Source organism: Oceanobacillus chungangensis (assembly GCF_003369565.1).
GTDB lineage: Bacteria > Bacillota > Bacilli > Bacillales > Amphibacillaceae > Oceanobacillus > Oceanobacillus chungangensis.
In genome coordinates this window covers 371,974-392,828 of sequence record NZ_PIOD01000011.1, presented here as the reverse complement: position 1 = coordinate 392,828, position 20,855 = coordinate 371,974, and the positions used below count along the sequence as shown (strand labels likewise).

Genomic DNA, 20,855 nt, shown 5'->3' with positions numbered 1-20,855 from the left:
GGATTAAGTCCAGTCGATTACCGAACTCAATCAACCCAATCAGCTGCATAATAAAAACTCTAACTTATAGGGGTAAGCACCAAGCCATCCGTCTGTTTTTTGATTTCCAATTATGAAGCCTATGGATAAATGTTTTTACCAAAAGAAAAAAGGAAGTAAAACGAGGGAAGTAATAGCACCAATCGCAAATCCAGCAGCAAATCCACCATACCCGCCATATCCATAATTTCCACCGAAACCAAACCCGTATCCGCCTAAATTTCTATTTTGGCCTAATGGTTGTAAATATACATTTCTATTGTCAACACGTCGGATAATACCTCTGTGAATTCTCCCGTTACGCATTCTTATTTCAACAGCCCTTCCCGTATGTTTACGGCAAAGCGCGAGGTTTTGTTCAAAAGACATACTTTCACCTCCATAATTTGTTTATGACTACAGGATAGTATATGCAAGTACTTAATATATCTAAAGGACGGGTGTATCAGGGGTATGGCTGAATTATTGTGATAACTAAATTTGTAAATGACTGAATACTTCCCAGGAATTTGCTTATTGCTTACATTAATATTGCAAGACGTTGGGGGATAAACCATGGTTTGCATAGGTGGTAAGAAAGTTTTTCACATGTCATCGTTGGAATTATCCTTTGATATGATCAATTGCTAGTTAAGTTGATCTAAGATTTATATTCAATTATTATTGGAGAACCTTGTGCTATTCTAAACAGATAGCTTAAATTTCAGCATTATAATCATTCATTATGATTGGTATATGATGATTGCATATGTTTGTATTAGGGTAGAGAATAGTAATATTAGAGAAAGAGGTGCTTATTTTGAAGAAGTTAAAAGCATTAATTTTGAATTGCTCTCTGAAGCCGTCTAATGAAAAATCCAATACGGATGCTCTATTGCAGGACTTTATAGACGTGTTTGAAAAGAAACATGTGGAAACTGAAACAATTAGAGTTGTAGATTATGATGTAGCATTTGGTGTGGATGATGATATGGGAAATGGCGATCAATGGCCAGTTATTTCTGATAAGATTGAGCAGGCTGATATTTTACTAGTCGGTACACCAGTTTGGCTAGGTGAGAAAAGCAGTGTTGCCAAAATGGTTATGGAAAGAATTAGTGGGTCTGGTTCTAAAATGAATGAATTGGGTCAGCCAATTTATTATAATAAAGTGGCTGGTGCTGTAGTAACAGGAAATGAGGATGGTGCGAAACATGCAGCTAGGGATATTCTTTTTAGTTTAGGACACTATGGATTCTCACTCCCACCTAATCCATTATCTTATTGGGTTGGAGATGCTGGTCCCGGACCTTCCTATATCGAGGCAGAAGGTAATAACAATGAATTTACAAAGAATAATGCCCAAGTTGCTAGTCATAACCTTGTGCATTTAGCAACAATTTTAGCTAATCATCCAATCCCCACTGAAGGGAATGTGTTAGATTAGTTTAGCTTGGTTAGTGTATAAATAAACGGTTTGAATCCAAAACGTTCCCTAATTTTATAGATAGGGAACGTTTACTTATCTTATTAAACATTGAATACCAACAGAAAAATAAGTATTTAAAATTGTACTTAAAATCGGTTTGTCGAATAAAGTAGGTCTATTTGACTTATTTTGTAAATTTATATGTAAAAAATAGTTAATTTGTAATATATCGATTGATTAAATAGTTCGAATTAACTATAATTGATAATAGTTGCTGTTTCACTAGGAAAATTGGTTTTCTCAAAATGATATTTGTATTTATTTAAAAAACAAAAAAGAAATCTTTATTATCAACAATATGAGCAATTTTGATTTCTGGAAAAGGTGGGAGAGTGGGGATGGAGTTTAACAGTTATGAGGAAATAGTTTCGCAAAATCAGAAACGATATATGCAACATATTCAAAAATTAAGTATCAATAATTCAGGGAAAATTGTTTACTATGGGGGACCTAGTGAAATATGGCATCCACTTAAAATGAATGAGCCGGATAAAGGAAACCTTTCTACATACTTCAACTTCATCATTCGCAATCATCTGATTAATTTAATACAAAATCCATCAAAAGCACTGCAGATTAAAGCCATCCAAGAGACAATCAGAATCCAACCTAACAAGTCGACAAATCAATAATCGCGTTAACCGCATGAAGCATATTTCTTCAATTTACATAATGGTACCGTAAATAATTAAAATAGCGTAGCAAAATTTTTGGTTATGCTACGCTATTTATGAATTTATAATGTCCGTAACTTAATTAAATCGTCATTTTGATTAATGGCAGTTTCTTTGGACGTTTGCACATCTAAATATTCTTCAGAATTGGTGATAACAATAGGTGTGGTTGTCTTATAGCCAGCTTTTTTAATTTCTTCAATATCAAATTCAATCAGTAGATCTCCTTGTTTAATTTGATCACCTTGCTGAACATGAGTTTTGAAATACTTTCCTTCTAGTTTAATAGTATCTACACCAATGAAAATTAACATTTCAGCGCCAGCATTTGTTGTTATACCGATTGCATGTCCAGTTGGAAATAATGAGGTTATCTTCCCGTTAACTGGTGAAATAACTTCACCTACCTCTGGTTCGATTGCAACTCCTTTTCCGACAGTCTCCGTTGCAAATAACTGGTCTTCTACCTTATTTAGTTGCACTACTTTCCCTTGTATTGGACTTCCGATAGTTTCCGGTTTGACTCCGACTAAAAGATGGCTGTAATTATCCATCTGTTTCTGATTTTTTCCTTCAAATCCAAATACATAGGTTAAAATCATTCCTAATATGAAGGCTGTTCCAATACCAATGATATGACTTCCTATCGGTGAGAACGCAGGGATGGATAGTAAGCTTGGCAGTACAAATTCTATCATTTGCACACCAAGACCTCCATTAATTGCACCGCCGATCGCTCCAGCGATAATGACGTAAATCATTGTTCGTCTATAACGTAAAATGATTCCATAACTAATTGCCTCCGTTGTCCCAGCCAAACCTCCAGGAACTATACCGCTTGCAGCAAGGGCTTTCAAATCTTTGTCTTTTGTCTTCAATAATACAGCAATAGCAATCCCAACTTGCGCAAATGGTGCAGCCGCAGCCATTGCTATAATTGGGTCTGGTCCCGTAGCAAGATTAGCAATAGCGAGTGGAACGACAGTCCAATGTAGACCAGCAATAGTAAGGAATGTCCATGCACTTCCTAGTACCGCTCCAGCGAGAATCCCACTTTTAGCGCTTAAGAAATTAATGATGAAACCAAGACCTTCACCAAGCAATGTACCAAATGGTCCAAAAATAAGCAATGTCAATGGTACAAGTATGAGTAAGGAAATCATTGGATTAATAAACATTTGTATATCTTTATAAATGACTTTTTTCAAAACCTTTTCCACACCTGCATAAACAAGCATTGCGATAAATATTGGGAATACAGTTGAGGAATAATCTGCCAATAGGACAGGCATTCCTAAGAAGCTAATTGACTCAACTCCGCCATCTACAAGACCGACGATTTCTGGAGCGAGCAGAGATGCCCCGACAACTCCTCCAACATATCCATTCGCACCTAGTTTATTGGCGATAGAAATTCCTAGAAATACTGGAAGGAAATAAAAAACCGCTCCGCCAGCAGCAGACAAAACTAAATAGGTACCGCTTTCAGAAGATAGCCAACCTATCATCGATAAAACTGCTACAAGTGCTTTCAATAATCCAGCACCTGCAAGTAAACCAATGATCGGTGCAAAGCTGCCAGAAAGTACTTCTAATATTTTTGTAAAAAATGATTCTGTTTTTATATTCGATTGTTCTGTTTTTTTGATGTCAACTTGTTGTCGATTACTCATTGCAATTCTCCTAAAATTCATTTTTGTTCATGAAAGCGTTGTTATGTTACAATTATAATTAAGTTTAGAAAATATTGTTAGGACTTTTTTAACATAAATAGGATTAAAATATCAAATTTATCATTATTTTACTTTGGGGGAGTAACATGAAACAATCACGATTAATTACAACTGCATTGAAAATACAACAGATTACTAATTTAAATATATATGTATTGGATCAGTATAGCGATTTCATTTATTATCATGAATTATTAACGATTCCAGAATATGTACCAGGATATGATCAGGCAGATATATTAGATTTACATCATAATATGAAGCGAAATGGAAAAGCTTATTCATATATTAATGAATGGGGGCTGCATTACCTAGGATTCCGCTTTTTAAAAAAACGAGATGAGTATACAGTTATCATTGGTCCATATTTAGATACAACACCCAACGTATATAGCTTATCCAGAGAATATAATTTAAGTAGTATGAAGGGAGAAGAACTGCGAGGGATAATTGATGAAATTTATGTACTCACCACTGATCAAGCTAGCAGTTATGCTAGTATGCTGAGACTTTTTGACACAATGCTGGAAAATGAAATGGATCACACTATTATTGTTGCGGATAAAACAAAAGAAGCGGAATATAATCGGCAGACAAACACGAATTTAGATGAAGAAGCGGAGATAGTAGAACTCCGTTATAGTATTGAAAAGGATTTTATGTTTGCTGTTGAGCAGGGAAATAAAACAGAGGCATTAAAACTCATTAGCTCAGGTAATTTATTGTTTTCTTTTTCTGAACGCTTTCCGAATCAGCCAATAAGAAGAGTGAAAAATATTTTAATTGTAATGAATACTATGCTGCGAATTGCAGCAAGAAATAGTAATGTTCCTACGATATTAATTCATCGGATCTCCGAGAAGTATGCACTGCAAATCGAACACTCAAGTAAATTAGCAACGCTAAATCAATTACAAGATAATATGATTGCAGCATATTGTGACCTTGTTTCTGAAAATGCATTACGTCATTATTCAAAAATAATCCAAATTGCAATTGAGCATATCCAAATTTATTATGACCAGCAATTAAATCTGGAAGAAATTGCAAAAGCTTGTAATACGCATCCTAGCCATCTTTCTAGGAGTTTTAAAAAGGAAACAAACATGACCATTACAGCATACCAGCAGATGTTAAGAATGAATCGTGCGAAGTACTTGCTGGAAACAGAGCCATTAGCGATAGAAGAGATCGCATGGATTGTAGGCTATGAAGATTCTTCCTATTTTGCGCGAGTGTTTAAGAAAGAAATAGGTTGTACGCCTACTGTATATCGGAAGGGGAAATAAATAAAGCTGGTCTAAGCTTCAAAACCTGGACCAGCATTAATCTTTAAAGCGCGAGAGCGATTATTTCTTAAATTTGCCCATATTTGCTTTTACAGCTTCAATAATTGCGGAACGAAATCCGTTCTCTTCTAGACTAGCAATAGATTCGATTGTTGTTCCACCAGGCGAACAAACGTCATCCTTTAGTTTTCCAGGGTGTTCTTCAGATTCTAATACCATTTTAGCAGAACCTAGTACCGACTGGGCAGCGATTTTATATGCATTATTTCGGGGCATACCATGTAATACTGCAGCATCTGCTAGAGCTTCTATAAACAGGTATACGAAAGCAGGGGAGGAGCCGCCAACTGCACTTGCAATATTCATAAGACTTTCATCAATGAACTCTACTTTTCCGAAGCTTTCAAACAATGCTCGGATTTCTTCTTTTTCCTCATCAGTCACAAATCGATTAAAACTAATTGAAGTCATTCCTTCTCCAACAGTTACAGGTGTATTCGGCATTGCTTTCGCAATTTTGATACTTCTTTGGAAATGTTTTTCACTTTGTGCTATTGTTTGTCCTGCTGCAATATGGATGACAATCGCGTCTTCACGGATGCCATCTCTTATTTCTTCAATTACATCAGGATACACATCTGGAGTAACAGAAAGGAACACAATATCACAGTTTTCTGCAACAGAAAAATTATCCTCGTAAATATTAATCCCGTATTCTTCTTTAATATCAATTAATTTCGCAGTGGAGCGATTTGAAGCGTAGACATCATGCGCCTGCGTATAACCTGATTTTATAATTCCTCCAATTATTGCTTTTGCCATATTTCCAGTACCGATAAATCCAATATTTCTTTTCATATCAAAAATCCTTCCAAACGTAAATTAAATACGACTTATTTTACTGCAGTATTAGAAGGAAAGCAATTGACAGTAAAGGCAGAAAAATGTATATTTTTACGAATATGGAGAGTGCCACTCCTGGATTCAATTTAGTTGGAGGTATGATTAATCAACATTTAACATCAAAGGCCAAATATGATATATTAATATATTTAGTTACGGTAGGTAACTATATTGAGAGGAAGATGTTTATGAAACCTTATCAGTTATTTTTTCACCATTATCATAAGATGTACAGACCATTTGTAAGTAAATTAAATGTCCATTTAGCAAAGCACCAACTGCATAGCTCACAATGGTCTGCTTTAGTACTTTTAAAAAATGAAGGTCCTCTTACGATTGTAGAAATTGCTAGTCACCAAAATGTGGAGAAACCGACAATATCACGTACCGTTAAACGTTTGGTGGAGCTTGGGTTTGTAGAGCAGACACCAGGAAAGGACAAACGGGAAAAGCGAATAGAGATTACTAGATTAGGCGAAGCTGTTTGTACTGAAATAAGAGAAACTGTCGAACAATTTGAAGTCGATGCATTACAAGGAATCAGTGAGGAAGAACAAATAGCGGTTAGTAGAATATTAGCTACGGTTTACGAGAATTTAAGAAAGTAGGAAGAAATAGATGAGGAAAGAAAAACTATGGACAAAAGATTTTATCTCCGTTTCAGCAGTGAATTTTTTTATGATGCTGTCAATGTATCTATTATTAGTAACCATGGCAACATATGCAACGAACGAATATAATACTACTGCTAGCATGGCTGGTTTGGTTGCAAGTATTTTCATCATTGGTTCTTTAGTAGGGCGGTTATATGCAGGGAAACAAATAGAAAAATTAGGTACAAAGAAAATGTTACTTATTGGAATTGTCATTTTCTTAGTATTTACCTTACTTTACTTTATCCCAACAAATATTTATGGACTGATTGCCATTCGATTCTTTCATGGGGTAGGCTGTGGATTAGCAACAACTGCAACTGGAACTATTATTGGTTTGATTGTACCTTCAAGTAGAAGTGGCGAAGGAATTGGATACTTTAGTCTAAGTGCAGTATTATCAACTGCTATCGGGCCATTAATTGGGATCGCCCTAATTGATATTGCAGGTTATACGAGTATATTTGTATTTTCTTTCGTAATGGGGCTTGTTAGTTTAATTTTAGCATTTGGTGTGAGGGCACCACTAGTGAATTACGTCGAAAGCAAAGAAACAAAAGGGTTTAAGCTTACCAATTTCTTTGAACCGAAAGCATTACCAATTTCTATTGCAATGTTTGTCATGGCATTTGCTTACTCGGGTATTCTATCATTTATTACTACGTATGCTATTGAGATTAATTTAGTACAAGCAGGCAGTTTCTACTTCTTAGTTTATGCAATTGTGATTATACTTTCCAGACCTTTTACGGGGAAATTACTTGATTCAAAAGGTGGGAATGTAATTGCATATCCAACTCTTATACTCTTTTCAATAGGCATGCTGCTTCTTAGCGGAACTCATTCTAGTTTTGTCTTTATATTGGCTGCCGCAATTATTGGATTAGGATATGGGAATTATCAGTCAATCACACAGGCAATTGCGATTAAAGTTACACCACCACATCGAATGGGGCTTGCAAACTCAACGTATTTCATATTTCTTGATTTAGGACTTGGTATCGGACCCTTCGTATTAGGATATGTCATTCCTATATTTGGCTACAGAGGACTATACCTTTCATTAGTTGGATTAATTATAGTCGGTATTTTTATTTACTACTTGTTACATGGAAAAAAGGATAAACAGCTTATGCAAGGTAAACGTGATTCACAATAAAGTCCATTGTATGAATTCTAATTATATAACGTCAAATTAGGTGCACACTTTTCACCCTCCAGCATATATTAGCTACTGTGTGAGAAAAGTATGAGGGAGGAAGAAAAGTGATGAATAATGACCAATCAATCATGGGAGATAAAGAAGTAATCATTGAGGGAGGTTATAAAGTAATCGAAGTCAATATTTCTAATATAACCGACAACTTATATGCAGTATGTACGCCTATTGAAATGGATTAGGATGCATATTAAAAACCATCTCTTTTTGTACGATTACATAGAGGAGATGGTTTTTCAATTTATGAAATTCCAGAATAATTGCGATCTGTTTCAGTCAAAGCTAATTTTGCAACCTATACCAATAAAATTCAGCAAAGCGGGAATAATAATGACATTAGCAAAAAAAAAGGGGCATACATCTAAGGTGAATAAACTATTTATCATTCTCATTGTAATTGGGTTGCCTTTATCAATAATTGGTTCCATCTTCCATTGGTCAGCTGTTATGATGTTTCTTATTTATTGTTTGACTATTATTGCTTTGGCAGGGTTTATCGGGCGAGCGACTGAAAGTTTAGCAATCGTGATGGGACCAAGAATAGGTGGGCTGCTTAATGCGACATTTGGGAATGCTGTGGAACTGATTATTTCCATTTTCTCATTAAAAGCAGGATTGGTTGGAATTGTTTTGGCATCTCTGACAGGGTCAGTTTTAGGAAATTTATTGCTTGTTGCTGGATTATCATTCTTTGTAGGCGGTCTGAAATATAAGCGGCAATCCTTCAATGTAAATGATGCACGACATAATGCTGGACTGTTAATATTTGCAGTTATCGTTGCCTTTGTTATTCCGGAAGTTTTTACACATACAATGGATAATCAGAAAACGATGGGGCTAAGTATCGGTATTTCGATTGTTTTAATCCTTTTGTATCTATCCATGCTGCTCTTTAAGCTTGTTACTCACCGTGGTGTTTATCAAAATAATGATGAACGGGAAATAAGGGATCAAGAATCGGAAGAACCAGAATGGAGTAAAAAGAAAGCAGTAATCATCCTTGCATTAGCAACTATTGCAGTTGCTTATGTATCGGAAAATTTAGTTCACACATTTAGTGCAGTCGGAGAAACTTTTGGGTGGACGGAATTATTCATTGGGATTATTATTGTAGCGATCGTTGGAAATGCAGCAGAACACGCATCTGCTGTTATTATGGCATTTAAAAATAAAATGGATGTTGCTGTAGAAATTGCTGTTGGTTCTACACTGCAAGTCGCAATGTTTGTTGCGCCAGTACTTGTACTCGTTTCTTTATTTTTCCCTGTTTCGATGCCACTTGTTTTTACATGGCCTGAATTGATTAGTATGGTGACTGCTGTACTACTTGTAATCATGCTTACTGTTGACGGAGACTCAAATTGGTTTGATGGACTTGTATTATTTGCTGCATATGTGATTATGGCGATTGGATTTTATATGCTCTAAGAAAGTTTATGTTAATAATTTAGCAAGGAATAGTACTTATACCATTCCTTGCTGTTTCTAAAACTGTCCGATTATTTTCTAGAGAAATACTCCAAACTTAATTTATTATAGTAACATTCACCGTTCGAACGCCCCAATTAAATGCTTCTTGATTAGTTGGTACGTAAACATCAATTTTATTTCCATTAATTGCACCACCCGTATCACCTGCTATTGCGTAACCATATCCTTCCACATAAACCTCCGTACCAAGTGGAATAACATTAGGATCAACGGCAATTAATTTAATATTTGGATTGGCATTTAGGTTAATTCCTGTAGCGGTAACACCAGACCCACCAGCACTTTGCACCGTGTAGGCTGTCGCTTTAACCGAAATAGTGTGTCCTGAAATGTTTTCGTCTTCAACTGCTGTATTTTCATGTTGATCTGGTTCATTTGTTACCGGCGTTTCAACTTCCTGTACAGGTGGCGCTTCCTCGGTTTGAGTGTCTGTAGATATTTCATTTGAACTTGTTTCTGCTGGTATAGCCTCTATATTAGGTCCATGAATGGTTAGTTTTTGTCCGATAGAGATTATATCATTATCTAATTGATTCCAATTCTTGAGGTTTTCTACTGTTGCATTATGTTTTTGACCGATTTCCCATAGAGTGTCACCTTTTTCTACTATATGATTACTCTTTATGTCCTCTGTGTCTTCTGTAGTTAAGAGCACCTGTTGAGGATAAATAACAGTAGATGTGAGATTATTTATTTCTATCAACTTTTCAACAGTAATGTTCTCACTTTGAGCAATGTCCCATAGAGTTTCCCCTTTATGTACGACGATTTCTTCTGCAGAAACCTTAGAATTCCAAGCAATAAAACTTAAAATTATTAAAGCCAGAGCAATTACTATTTTTTTCATGAGTATTTCCCCCTTGTTTAACGTTAAATGCATACTAACACAAAACCCATAACAAATAGGTTTCGCTAAGATTACAAATTGTTTACAAAATAAAGTAAATTAAGAAAATTATAACTAATTGTCGAACATTGGATTTTCTAGGTGAAATTTAGGAACTTACAGAAATAGCCATTAGCTTTCACATGTTAAATGCTAGGGCAATTTATGTTAAAATATATCCAGCAAGAATTAATAGGAGATAATCAGCATGAAAACACAGAACTATTATCAATTTTTAGAACCATTAAATAAGGAACTCGCGCTAATTGCTTGCGAGTTGGAAAATAGTATATTTACTAGCCCAAGGACGATGCTTACACATGCACGTGTTTTTGTGGAAAATATATTGCAATTTGTAATGAAGATAGAAAAACTGCCAAATGAATCTTGGACAACTTTAGTTGAAAGAATAGATATTCTAAGTGACAATGGCTATATTACGTCTGAAATTTGTGATGCATTGCATACTGTACGAATGATGGGAAATCAGGCAGCACATGATACACGAAAGTTTCGTTATTCTGAAGCATTGTTATCATGGGAATCTGTCTATTTGATTGTAAGGTGGTATGTAGAAACGTATGGACCAGTTGAATTTGAATTTCCGGAGTATCAGGACCCAACTCCACAAGCGTCTGAATCCTATGATATATCGGAGATCGAGGTGAGATTAGGTGCACTTGAAGCGCTGTTAACGACAACGTTAAAAGAAGAACAACAACAAACAAGCGTGGAAGTGGAGAAAGTAATCAGGGCAGAAAACCTATCACAAGTTGCTTCCCCTGGATTTACTACTATTCGGAATCTCATCTATAAAGGAAAGGAACTAGAGGTTCCGTATTTTCTTCGGGATGCATTTTTACTACCACAGCGTTTTGAACGGTCAGAAACATTTTTAATTCGCTTAGGGGCTGAACAACAAGCTCGGATTATGAGTGAACTGCCAAATAATCTTGAAGGGCTATCCAAGCACGTCAAACGTTTTAGTGAAAAGAATGAGGAAATATTATTTGCCGAGCTTAAAAATTATATAGAAGAAGAGAAGGTACGTAGAAATATAATGGTTGAGAGACCAGGAGACTTACTTTTCTTCTTCAAAACTGATTATTTGATTATAACAGAAAAGATAGCAGCAACACCATTAACAGCAAAATTATTTGCTGGCTTTCCTAGTCTATTAAAACAGTTGCATGCGGATCAAATCGAAACGGTTGGACAATTGCCTAGAGAATTAGTTATTCTAGCAAAATATGATAACGTTGGAGTAGGTACAGTGAAAAGTTTGTTTGACCAGATAATCAGTATACAGGAGAAACCTTCCGTCACAATTGGTTGAGGCCGGAGAGAAGATCATATTTGCCATCTGCAAAAGGGAAATCATCATTTGATTTCCCTTTAAAATTACAGGTATATCAATTCGAAGCTATAAATCTATTGTTTTTTCTATAATACCTTTTTTCATATGGGAAGGACTATTCGCTGAAATAGATACTGTCATTACTGTATGATTTGATCCACTATCTATTGTTGCTTTAAAAACTTGCTCTAACCCCTCGAAAATTGTCAATGCATCTCCATCAAGACGAGTGGAGTAATTTGCAGCGCTCACGGTAACATATTTTCTCATTGCTTCAATTTGCTTGTGAATAATATCCATATAATTATCTCCACCAAATGGATATAATGAAAACTTCGCTGCAACATATTGTTCGATTCCTTTTACTAATTCTGCGTTGATAGGGTCCTCATAATCTTCCATATCATTTTCCACTTTGGAATCCCCTGGACATCCAAAGGAATAAGTAGCTTGAAAAGCAACATGTTCACCTGTTTTTGCAGCATGGAGAAACATTGCTTTCGTTACATCAAATATATGTACCAAATTTCCCTTAACTGTTGTCGTCACATCATCCGTTATCAAATTAACTTTACTTGTATCTACATCAGTTAGTGCGGATTTAATAATCTCAATGAAACGATTACTCATTGGATGAATAGAGAAGCTAGCTCCAGCAACATCACTTTCTGTACAAGTTTGATTTTGATAATCCATTATAAGTACCTCCCTGTTCTTTAAAAAAACTACATCCCAAAATGAAATGCAGTTACATGTTACTGCAATGCTGACTGCACTTCCTTACGCTAGAATTATCTAGTTCGAGTATAGGATCTGAACAAAGATCGCTGCCAGATTGACAGTTCCCCTAGTGCTTAGCAAGATAAGTTGCCCAAATCGTAACATCGTGGTCGGATATTGTAAAGCTAATCGTTTGCTTCTAACAATACACGAGATAATAAATGAAATGAAAAGTTCGAAATACCTAATTCCCCAGTGAAGAATGAACCTTTATGCCTAAAAAATGTAAACGCATTATTAACGATATTAATCTACTGTTAACTCGTTGTAATGAATCGGTAAATCAAAACTTTTAAAGATAAAAATATGATTAAATGGAACTTGCAAAAGAAAAAAAGGAGGTACGCTTATGGGACAGATTGATTTGATTAATATTTCAAAGTCATACGATAAGCAAAAAAGCGTATTGAATGAAATTAATCTTTCGATTGAAGAAGGTGAATTTTTTGTACTTGTTGGTCCATCAGGTTCCGGAAAAAGTACCTTACTTCGAATGATTGCAGGCCTAGAAGATATAACAGCGGGTAAATTAAAAATTAACGATAAAGTGGTGAACCATATACCACCTAAAGATAGAAATCTATCAATGGTCTTTCAAAATTATGCCTTATATCCGCATTTATCGGTCGAACAAAATATTTTGTTTGGTTTAAATGCTAAGAAAGTAGATAAGAAGGAACAGCGTAGAAGACTTACAGAGACTGCGAAAATGATGGGGTTAAGCGAACTATTAAAGAGGAAGCCCCGGGAGCTTTCTGGTGGCCAAAGACAACGAGTTGCGTTAGCGAGGTCTGTCGTAAGTGAGGCCCCGCTTTGCTTAATGGATGAACCGCTGTCTAATTTAGATGCAAAGCTTCGGGCACATATGCGAATTGAAATTCGCCGCCTGCAAAGAAGATTAGGTTTAACAATGGTATATGTAACACATGATCAGGTGGAGGCGATGACGATGGGGGATCGAATCATGGTTCTCAATGATGGTAAGATTCAGCAGGTGGGAAAACCGATCACGCTTTATAATGAACCAGCTAATTTATTTGTCGCTTCTTTTATTGGGACACCAAAAATGAATTTAGGTAAAGCAGTTTTCAATGGGAATCAGAGTCAACTAATAGTAGAAAATGTACTTAATATTCAAGTAGATCCGATACAGGATGATATACCAAGAAATGAAAATGTAACTATTGGAATAAGAGCAGAACATATTTTCCCAGGAACAAATAACTTTACAACCCATCATTTAGAGGTTGTAAATGTCGAGCACTTAGGAAATGAAACATCAATCGCATTTGATATTGGTTCAGAGTTATGGACAGCAAAGTGGCCAGGACAGTGGGATATTACTGTAGGGGATGTTGTACCGGTACATATAAATATTGAAAATCTATGTTTCTTTGATTCGAAAACGGGATTATTAATAAAATCTGCAAAAGCTGGAAAGAAACAAGAGGTCGTGCTGGTATGAGTTTAGAAAATATTGTTATTCAAGATGCACAAATAGGTCAGATTAATTTTGAACAAGTGAAAAAGAGACAAAGAGCGAAGAGTTTTATAAAAGGGATGCTGTTTTTACTGCCTTCGATAATTTTATTTAGTATATTTCTATTTTATCCACTCGGAAGAACCATTTATTTAAGTTTTTTCTTAACGAATGCGGCAGGTGAGACGACGGTTTTTATTGGTTGGCAAAACTATGTAAACCTATTTACCTCGCCAATCTTTATGCAGAGTATGAAATCAACATTTTTATTTGTCTTATATACGGTGCCATTTACGATAATTATTAGCTTGTTTTTAGCGATGATTGCTAACGAAAAATTGAAGGGAATTGGATTTTTTCGTACGGTTTATTCATCGACAATGGGAATATCGGTTGCAGCGGCTTCTGTATTTTGGTTGTATTTATTCCACCCGTCAATTGGCTTACTGAATATGATTTTAGAAACGCTAGGAATAGATGGGATAGGGTGGCTGACGGATCCTGACTGGGCACTTTTTGCAGTGTCAATTACGACGATTTGGATGAATATTGGCTTTACATTTCTTATATTATTAGGTGGATTACAGTCGATCGATTCTTATTTGTATGAAAGTGCAGACATTGATGGTGCGGGGTATTTTTATAAAGTAAGAAGGATTACCATCCCAATGCTTTCACCGACATTGTTTTTCGTCGTCACGGTTACAATTATAAATGCCTTTCAAACATTTGGGCAAATTGATATTTTGACACAGGGTGGTCCAGTTAATTCTACAAACCTAGTCGTATATTCCATTTACCGAGAAGCGTTTGTAAACTATAAATTTGGATCTGCAAGTGCACAAGCAGTTTTACTCTTTATTATTATTTTAATCATGACATTTTTACAGTTTAAATTTGGTGAAAGGAAGGTTCATTATCAATGACCATGCCAATCAGCAAAAGGATTATATTCTATGTATTACTTTTTATCACAGGATTTATCGTTTTCGCGCCAACGCTAATGGCCTTGGTGATGAGCTTCATGTCAAACAAAGATATTATGACTGGTAGCTTCCCAACTATGTTGTCATTTGATAACTATGTGAAAGCATTTGGGCAATTTCCTTTACTGAAATATTTATTTAATAGTTTTATCATTTCAGCTTTAATTATGCTTGGACAGTTGATTTTATCTAGTTTAGCAGCATATGCTTTTGTCTTCTTAGAATTTAAAGGAAGAGATCTATTATTTTATCTATTTATTGCAACGATGATGGTTCCATTTGAAGCATCTATCATTCCTAACTTTCATACGATTCGTGATTTAGGTTGGATTGATAAGTACGAGGGGTTATCCATTCCATTTTTTGCATTAGCATTTGGCACATTTTTGCTAAGACAGAATTTCAAACAAATCCCGAAAGAATTGCGAGAAGCAAGTCAAATTGCTGGTATGGGTGATTTCAAATTCTATCTATCTGTTGTTTTGCCAGTTTCAAGAACGAGTTTGTTAACGCTAGGTGTCTACGGGTTTTTAACATCTTGGAACATGTACTTATGGCCACTTCTAGCAACGACAAATGACAGTGTTCGCACCGTTCAGATTGGGTTAAAACAACTACAAACACAGGAGCAATTAAATGACTGGGGCGTCATTATGGCGGGTGCGATAATCGTTGTTATTCCTACTTTAATTCTCTTATTCATAAGCCAAAATAAGCTCCAAAAGGGCTTAACAGAAGGCGCTTTGAAATAGAAAAACTTAATCATGAGTCATACTGTCGATCAACGGCAGGATAACTATATAATTTTAATATAACAGGGGAGTGTAAAGAGAATGAAAAAGCTAATCGCAGTACTGATGTTAGGATTGGTGCTCTTCATTGCAGCATGTAGTGAAGAAGGAGATACGGAAGAACCGGAAACTAGTGGTGCAACTGATTCAGATACTGCTGAAGCTTCAGCAGAAACTAGTGAAGCAACTGGCGAGAAACAAACTGTAACATTTTGGCATTCAATGGGCGGGGCTGGCCAAGAAGCATTAAATGCAATTGTCGATAGCTACAATAACTCTCAGGATGCAGTGCAAGTTAATGCAGAATATCAAGGTACATATGATGAAGCATTAACAAAGTTTAATAGTGTTGCTGGTACAGATAGTGTACCAAATATGATTCAAACATTTGAAATTGGTACGATGTCAATGATCAATAGTGGGAGTATTGTACCTATCCAAGAGTTAATTAATGCAGATGGCTATGATATGAATGGGCTAGAGGAGAACATTGTAAATTACTACTCTTTAGATGGTACATTTTATTCAATGCCATTTAACTCTTCTACTCCTGTAATGTATTACAACAAAGATGCATTTGAAGCTGCTGGACTAGATCCAGAAGCACCCCCAGAAACGTTTGAAGAAGTAGAAGAAGCAAGTAAAGCAATTGTAGAATCAAACCCAGATATGAAAGGTTTTGCATTACAAGCATATGGTTGGTTATATGAGCAATTATTAGCAAACCAAGGTGCATTATTATTGAATAATGACAATGGACGAACAGATACGCCGACTGAAATTGGGTGGACAGAAGAAGAAGGTAAATCCATTTTTGAATGGGTAAAACGTATGGTTGATGATGAAACATTTGCAAACTATGGTACTAATGGTGATAACATGATGGCTGGTTTCCTCGCTGGTGATGTTTCGATGTTCTTGCAATCTTCTGCAAGTTCAAGAGATGTTATTGATCATGCACCATTTGAAGTTGGGATTGCATTTTTACCACATCCAGAAGCAAAAGAACGTGCTGGTGTTGTCATCGGTGGTGCAAGTCTATGGATGATCGATGGTAAATCCGTAGAAGAACAAAACGCTGCATGGGACTTCATGAAGTATTTACAAACACCTGAAATCCAAGCAGAATGGCATGTAGGAACCGGATATTTTGCCATTAATCCAGCTGCATATGATGAACAAGTTGTAAAAGATGCTTATGTAGAAATGCCACAACTACAAGTTACAGTAGACCAGTTACAAGCAACAGAAGCTTCATATGCTACACAAGGTGCTTTAATGGATATGATTCCAGAAGGTCGTAAAATTATGGAAACAGCATTGGAAACCGTATATAATGGCGGAGATGTAGACGATGCATATAATACTGCAGTAGATCAATTTAATGCTGCAATTGAGCAAGCTAACGCAGCTCGAGGGGAATAAGCTTAAAGTGTTTAATAAAGGTTGTTAAATAGAGAGAATAAAGCAATGCAAAATGCTTTATTCTCTCTTTGGTAGGTAAGAAAGTATAACGAATTTCTGAGCGAATAAGTGGGTCCTACAGGATGTAGGTCAGTTCGGTGTTGCGACAAAGATTTTCGGGTGGGGCGAGTAATCGCAGTCCCAGGACGTCGTGTCTTTAACCGAACTTCACCTAAGGCTGTCACCAAAAAGGATTGGTTAAACCTTAGTTTTCTAAGCAATAATGGTAATGAGAATTGGTCTGTATTCTAATTAACCTATTAGGAGGATGTTAAGATGACTGCGACAAAAATATATGGGCATCGAGGATGTATGGGAACTTATCCGGAAAATACATTATTAGGATTTCAAAAAGCAATTGAGCAAGGTGTCGATGGACTTGAATTAGATGTTCAGTTAACAAAAGATGGCGAAGTAGTCGTCATCCATGACGAAATTTTAGACAGAACGACTAATGGCAATGGGTATATTAAGGACTTCACATTATTAGAAGTAAAACAGTTTAGTGCTGGTGTTAATTATGCACATTTTCCTGAATATGATGAAGCATCGTGGGTAGCAGAACGTGTGCCAACCCTTAAGGAAGTATTAGAATTACTTGCACCATATGATATCGAATTAAATATTGAATTGAAAACTTATTTAATTAATTACGAGGGCATCGAAGAGAAAGTATTATCAATTGTGGAGCAGTTTGGAAATGGTCGGAAAATAATATTTTCTTCATTTCATCTACCAACTTTATTACGGATTAAAAAGCTGAATAAGTATGCTGAAATTGCCTGGTTACTTGATCAACGGATTTCACATCCACTGGATTACATTCAAGGTTTAGACTTAGAAGCATTACATATTTCAAAACATGTCGCTTTATCGGATGCTTACTATTTGAAAGAAATATTTGAAAAAATACGTGTTTGGACAGTGAATGATAAAGATGAAATAAAGCAATTATTGGATTTAAATGTAAATGCGATAATTACCGATTTCCCAGAAAGAGCATTATTTTACCGAAGTGAAAGAAAATCATTTGTCTAAAAAGGTTATAGGGTTTATTCTGTTTATTGGCATCACGAATTTGCTTATTTACTATGTATATAGTGAGCGTGAGGTAGAGCCGATGGTAGCTGACTTTCCAAAAATAATTGCCCATCGTGGTGCAATGGATCGTTTCAACGAAAGTACCATCAGTGCATATAAAATAGCTGCAGAAGATGGTGTCGACGCGCTTGAAATTGATTTACGTATGACAGAGGATGGCACACTAATAGCGATGCATGATAAGACAATTGATCGAACTACGAATAGTACTGGCGAAGTTTCTAACTATAAACTCAATGAAATAAAGGGAATTCTAACGATAGATGTTTTTAGTAATCAAGTTGAAGAGATACCGACGTTAAAAGAGATTCTTGATACATTTAGAGACAGTGAGCATTATTATATAGAAACAAGATTAGTACATGATGAACTAGCAATGGAAGAAACCTTGGTACAGATGCTAAATGAATATGATCTAATCGAGAAAGATCTCGTTACGATACAGTCTTTTTCACAGAAAAGTTTAGAAAAGATTGAAGAATTAGTGCCTGGAGTGCAGTTAACCTTATTATTTGGAAAAGAAAAGTTTAACTTAAAGCAAGCGATAAGGGAAGACTATCCGTTCATCGGGATGGAAGCTTCTGATGTCACTACAAAGAATGTCAATGCATTGCATCGCCAAGGGAAAGAAGTTCATGTGTTCTTCAATGATTTGGAGACGGAGAGAAAGGAACAAGAGAGAGTAAAGTTGCTCAATGTGGACGGTTATTTCACTAATGATATTCAATTTACGAAGGAATTACTGCAGGTCGAGTAGGGTAATTAATATAAGAGTGAACTTACAACTTACATTTCAGTAGGATGTAAGTTCTTTTTCATTTCTGCTCTGGAAAGAAAAGAAGTTTGTAGTTGTAGTTTAAATTACATTATTTGAATAGAATGATACCATAAAATATACAAGTAGAGCCTTCAGCGACTGCAGGTTTACTCGGTCCAATTATGGCATAGAGTTCGGATTATTTGGGGAAAAAAGGAATAAATGAGGAAAATGTGACACATATTGCTTGGTCGACTGGTGGTTGACTTTTGCCTGAACAGGAGAGAGAAGATGATTATAAACAAGGAAGTTTGTTATTAGCGGAATAAGAGGTGATATTTTACAGAGTTAAGTTTTAATAATGAACGTAAATGTATAGATTAACATTTTGATCGATAAAAAAAGTAATTCCAAGAGAAGGAGACTAACTTCCTAACTCTTGGAATTGTTATTTACTTAAAGCTCTTCACATGAATTTAAAATGCCCAGTCCCCATTACGGAAAATTGGCATGATTGTTCCATCTTGCTTGATTCCATCAATATCCATTTTGTCTGAACCAATCATAAAGTCAACGTGAACAGTAGATGTATTCATTCCATGCTCTTGCAATTCTTCTTGGCTCATTTTAGTACCGTCCTCAATTGTAGTTGGGTAGGCAGATCCAATTGCTAAATGGTTTGATGCATTTTCATCAAATAATGTGTTAAAGAAAGTAATTCCCGATTGTGAAATTGGAGATGGATCTGGCACAAGCGCAACCTCACCTAATCCTGTTCCACCTTCATTATCATTCACTAATTTCTTAATTGTTTCATCGCCTTTTTCTGCGGTAATATCAACGATTTTCCCATCCTTGAAGTGAACTTCAATTCCTTCAATGAGTGTACCAGCATAGCTAAGTGGCTTCGTACTTCTTACGACGCCATCCATCCGACGTGTATCTGGAGCAGTGAACACTTCTTCTGTCGGCATATTAGCAATAAATTCTTCACCTTTTGGATTATAACTTTCAGCACTAGCCCAAATATGGTTTTTCGGAAGTCCTAATGTTAAATCTGTTCCAGGTGCTGTATAGTGTAACGCATCGAATTGGATTTCGTTTAATTTTGCTGCTTTTTCATTCAATGTTTTTTTATGCTCATCCCATGTTGCAATTGGATCATCAGCATACACACGGCTTGTTTTAAAAATCTGATCCCATAATGCATCTACTTGTTCTTCGCTTGTTTCTAAGTCTGGGAATACTTTTGCAGCCCAGCCTGCTCCAGCTGCTGCAGCGACCGTCCATTTTAAATCATCGTTTTGAGTTGCAATTCTTGTTGCTTCAAAAGCTTTGCCGGCAACTCTTTGATATGCTGCTATTTTTTTTGGATCAACTCCATCTAGCAGGCCAGGGTCACTAGAAATAATAGAAAGGCGACTTACGCGATGATTCAATACATGATCTTCAGATTCTTCGATTTCATATTTAGGAATATCCGTTAATACCTCTGTAGACTGATTTAAGTAATGTTCTCGGCCAATTTCATCGTCAGCCCATTTGACGATAACTTTCTCAGCTTTTAGTGCATATGCCTCCTTAGTAATTAGTCGTGCTAATGGTGCTTGGTCAACGTTGATCGTCATTTTCACCCAATCACCGGGTTGAACATTAATTCCTTTGGCAACCAATAATTTCGCATATTTTTGTAAATTTTCTTCAAAGTTAGGCAGTACCATACTTTTACCCCCAGTTAATTAATTTGATTAAGTTCTAATACAGTTTACCAGAAATTTCAATAT

At 35.8% G+C, this 20,855-nt stretch carries 20 protein-coding genes; 14 read left to right on the top strand and 6 right to left on the bottom strand.

What is annotated here, in order from left to right; genetic code table 11:
- Window positions 1–135 precede the first annotated feature (135 nt).
- On the bottom strand, window positions 136–408 hold the full coding sequence (locus CWR45_RS11975; protein ID WP_115750090.1) for a hypothetical protein: 273 nt from the start codon (window positions 406–408) through the stop codon (window positions 136–138).
- A 421-nt stretch (window positions 409–829) separates the two neighbouring features.
- Between CWR45_RS11975 and CWR45_RS11970 the strand changes: the two genes are divergently transcribed.
- Together CWR45_RS11970 and CWR45_RS11965 are read left to right on the top strand one after the other, a co-directional pair.
- Complete coding sequence (locus CWR45_RS11970) at window positions 830–1,465, top strand: flavodoxin family protein (protein ID WP_342770179.1); 636 nt, start codon at window positions 830–832, stop codon at window positions 1,463–1,465.
- Window positions 1,466–1,845: 380 nt separating this feature from the next.
- Window positions 1,846–2,139 (top strand): hypothetical protein, encoded by a 294-nt coding sequence (locus CWR45_RS11965; protein WP_115750088.1) that lies wholly within the window; start codon window positions 1,846–1,848, stop codon window positions 2,137–2,139.
- 104 nt (window positions 2,140–2,243) lie between these two features.
- Here the strand turns inward: CWR45_RS11965 and CWR45_RS11960 are convergent, their stop codons facing one another.
- Window positions 2,244–3,854, bottom strand: a complete 1,611-nt coding sequence (locus tag CWR45_RS11960; RefSeq protein WP_115750087.1) for a glucose PTS transporter subunit IIA — start codon at window positions 3,852–3,854, stop codon at window positions 2,244–2,246.
- A 146-nt stretch (window positions 3,855–4,000) separates the two neighbouring features.
- On the opposite strand from CWR45_RS11960, the gene CWR45_RS11955 reads away from it, so the two are divergent.
- Entirely contained in the window at window positions 4,001–5,203 is a 1,203-nt protein-coding gene (locus CWR45_RS11955) for a helix-turn-helix domain-containing protein (RefSeq protein ID WP_115750086.1), read from the top strand.
- A gap of 60 nt (window positions 5,204–5,263) precedes the next feature.
- On the opposite strand, the gene proC is transcribed toward CWR45_RS11955, so the two are convergent.
- On the bottom strand, window positions 5,264–6,061 hold the full coding sequence (gene proC, locus CWR45_RS11950) for a pyrroline-5-carboxylate reductase (RefSeq protein ID WP_115750085.1): 798 nt from the start codon (window positions 6,059–6,061) through the stop codon (window positions 5,264–5,266).
- A 143-nt stretch (window positions 6,062–6,204) separates the two neighbouring features.
- Here proC and CWR45_RS11945 point away from each other — a divergent pair, with 143 nt between their 5' ends.
- The 4 genes from CWR45_RS11945 (at window position 6,205) to cax (ending at window position 9,406) form a co-directional block, all read left to right on the top strand.
- Complete coding sequence (locus CWR45_RS11945; protein ID WP_245975411.1) at window positions 6,205–6,714, top strand: MarR family winged helix-turn-helix transcriptional regulator; 510 nt, start codon at window positions 6,205–6,207, stop codon at window positions 6,712–6,714.
- A gap of 10 nt (window positions 6,715–6,724) precedes the next feature.
- The gene (locus CWR45_RS11940; RefSeq protein WP_115750084.1) at window positions 6,725–7,918 is read left to right on the top strand and encodes an MFS transporter; all 1,194 of its coding nucleotides are present in this window, start codon (window positions 6,725–6,727) and stop codon (window positions 7,916–7,918) included.
- Window positions 7,919–8,025: 107 nt separating this feature from the next.
- Window positions 8,026–8,160 carry a hypothetical protein gene (locus CWR45_RS20325; RefSeq protein WP_281271856.1) on the top strand — a complete coding sequence of 45 codons (135 nt, stop codon included), beginning with the start codon at window positions 8,026–8,028 and terminating at the stop codon, window positions 8,158–8,160.
- Between the two features lie 148 nt (window positions 8,161–8,308).
- A complete protein-coding gene (gene cax / locus CWR45_RS11935; RefSeq protein ID WP_115750107.1) occupies window positions 8,309–9,406 on the top strand; it encodes a calcium/proton exchanger in 1,098 nt (365 codons plus the stop codon).
- A 97-nt stretch (window positions 9,407–9,503) separates the two neighbouring features.
- On the opposite strand, the gene CWR45_RS20320 is transcribed toward cax, so the two are convergent.
- Window positions 9,504–10,316, bottom strand: coding sequence for a 3D domain-containing protein (locus tag CWR45_RS20320; protein WP_115750083.1), 813 nt, complete (start codon window positions 10,314–10,316; stop codon window positions 9,504–9,506).
- Between the two features lie 247 nt (window positions 10,317–10,563).
- Here CWR45_RS20320 and CWR45_RS11925 point away from each other — a divergent pair, with 247 nt between their 5' ends.
- Complete coding sequence (locus CWR45_RS11925; protein ID WP_115750082.1) at window positions 10,564–11,691, top strand: DUF4145 domain-containing protein; 1,128 nt, start codon at window positions 10,564–10,566, stop codon at window positions 11,689–11,691.
- A gap of 87 nt (window positions 11,692–11,778) precedes the next feature.
- Here CWR45_RS11925 and CWR45_RS11920 read toward each other — a convergent pair whose 3' ends face one another.
- The gene (locus CWR45_RS11920; protein WP_115750081.1) at window positions 11,779–12,408 is read right to left on the bottom strand and encodes a YkoF family thiamine/hydroxymethylpyrimidine-binding protein; all 630 of its coding nucleotides are present in this window, start codon (window positions 12,406–12,408) and stop codon (window positions 11,779–11,781) included.
- 433 nt (window positions 12,409–12,841) lie between these two features.
- On the opposite strand from CWR45_RS11920, the gene CWR45_RS11915 reads away from it, so the two are divergent.
- The 6 genes from CWR45_RS11915 to CWR45_RS11890 all read left to right on the top strand — a co-directional run bounded on the left by CWR45_RS11915 (window position 12,842) and on the right by CWR45_RS11890 (window position 19,071).
- Window positions 12,842–13,957 (top strand): ABC transporter ATP-binding protein, encoded by a 1,116-nt coding sequence (locus CWR45_RS11915; protein WP_115750080.1) that lies wholly within the window; start codon window positions 12,842–12,844, stop codon window positions 13,955–13,957.
- Between the two features lie 11 nt (window positions 13,958–13,968).
- Entirely contained in the window at window positions 13,969–14,898 is a 930-nt protein-coding gene (locus CWR45_RS11910; RefSeq protein WP_425453622.1) for a carbohydrate ABC transporter permease, read from the top strand.
- On the top strand, window positions 14,895–15,710 hold the full coding sequence (locus CWR45_RS11905) for a carbohydrate ABC transporter permease (protein WP_211315965.1): 816 nt from the start codon (window positions 14,895–14,897) through the stop codon (window positions 15,708–15,710). The genes CWR45_RS11910 and CWR45_RS11905 overlap by 4 nt, the downstream gene beginning before the upstream one ends.
- Window positions 15,711–15,791: 81 nt before the next feature.
- Window positions 15,792–17,174 carry an ABC transporter substrate-binding protein gene (locus tag CWR45_RS11900; protein ID WP_115750078.1) on the top strand — a complete coding sequence of 461 codons (1,383 nt, stop codon included), beginning with the start codon at window positions 15,792–15,794 and terminating at the stop codon, window positions 17,172–17,174.
- Between the two features lie 315 nt (window positions 17,175–17,489).
- Window positions 17,490–18,251, top strand: coding sequence for a glycerophosphodiester phosphodiesterase (locus CWR45_RS11895; protein WP_115750077.1), 762 nt, complete (start codon window positions 17,490–17,492; stop codon window positions 18,249–18,251).
- A complete protein-coding gene (locus CWR45_RS11890) occupies window positions 18,244–19,071 on the top strand; it encodes a glycerophosphodiester phosphodiesterase (RefSeq protein ID WP_147294836.1) in 828 nt (275 codons plus the stop codon). Before CWR45_RS11895 ends, CWR45_RS11890 begins: the two co-directional genes overlap by 8 nt.
- A gap of 476 nt (window positions 19,072–19,547) precedes the next feature.
- Here CWR45_RS11890 and CWR45_RS11885 read toward each other — a convergent pair whose 3' ends face one another.
- Window positions 19,548–20,792, bottom strand: coding sequence for an aminopeptidase (locus tag CWR45_RS11885; RefSeq protein ID WP_115750075.1), 1,245 nt, complete (start codon window positions 20,790–20,792; stop codon window positions 19,548–19,550).
- Between the last annotated feature and the right edge of the window lie 63 nt (window positions 20,793–20,855).

Coding starts and splice junctions, on each gene's coding strand:
- CWR45_RS11975 (WP_115750090.1), bottom strand. CDS start 408: ATGTCTTTTGAACAAAACCTCGCGCTTTGCCGTAAACATACGGGAAGG.
- CWR45_RS11965 (WP_115750088.1), top strand. CDS start 1,846: ATGGAGTTTAACAGTTATGAGGAAATAGTTTCGCAAAATCAGAAACGA.
- CWR45_RS11960 (WP_115750087.1), bottom strand. CDS start 3,854: ATGAGTAATCGACAACAAGTTGACATCAAAAAAACAGAACAATCGAAT.
- CWR45_RS11955 (WP_115750086.1), top strand. CDS start 4,001: ATGAAACAATCACGATTAATTACAACTGCATTGAAAATACAACAGATT.
- proC (WP_115750085.1), bottom strand. CDS start 6,061: ATGAAAAGAAATATTGGATTTATCGGTACTGGAAATATGGCAAAAGCA.
- CWR45_RS11945 (WP_245975411.1), top strand. CDS start 6,205: ATGATTAATCAACATTTAACATCAAAGGCCAAATATGATATATTAATA.
- CWR45_RS11940 (WP_115750084.1), top strand. CDS start 6,725: ATGAGGAAAGAAAAACTATGGACAAAAGATTTTATCTCCGTTTCAGCA.
- cax (WP_115750107.1), top strand. CDS start 8,309: ATGACATTAGCAAAAAAAAAGGGGCATACATCTAAGGTGAATAAACTA.
- CWR45_RS20320 (WP_115750083.1), bottom strand. CDS start 10,316: ATGAAAAAAATAGTAATTGCTCTGGCTTTAATAATTTTAAGTTTTATT.
- CWR45_RS11925 (WP_115750082.1), top strand. CDS start 10,564: ATGAAAACACAGAACTATTATCAATTTTTAGAACCATTAAATAAGGAA.
- CWR45_RS11920 (WP_115750081.1), bottom strand. CDS start 12,408: ATGGATTATCAAAATCAAACTTGTACAGAAAGTGATGTTGCTGGAGCT.
- CWR45_RS11915 (WP_115750080.1), top strand. CDS start 12,842: ATGGGACAGATTGATTTGATTAATATTTCAAAGTCATACGATAAGCAA.
- CWR45_RS11905 (WP_211315965.1), top strand. CDS start 14,895: ATGACCATGCCAATCAGCAAAAGGATTATATTCTATGTATTACTTTTT.
- CWR45_RS11900 (WP_115750078.1), top strand. CDS start 15,792: ATGAAAAAGCTAATCGCAGTACTGATGTTAGGATTGGTGCTCTTCATT.
- CWR45_RS11895 (WP_115750077.1), top strand. CDS start 17,490: ATGACTGCGACAAAAATATATGGGCATCGAGGATGTATGGGAACTTAT.
- CWR45_RS11885 (WP_115750075.1), bottom strand. CDS start 20,792: ATGGTACTGCCTAACTTTGAAGAAAATTTACAAAAATATGCGAAATTA.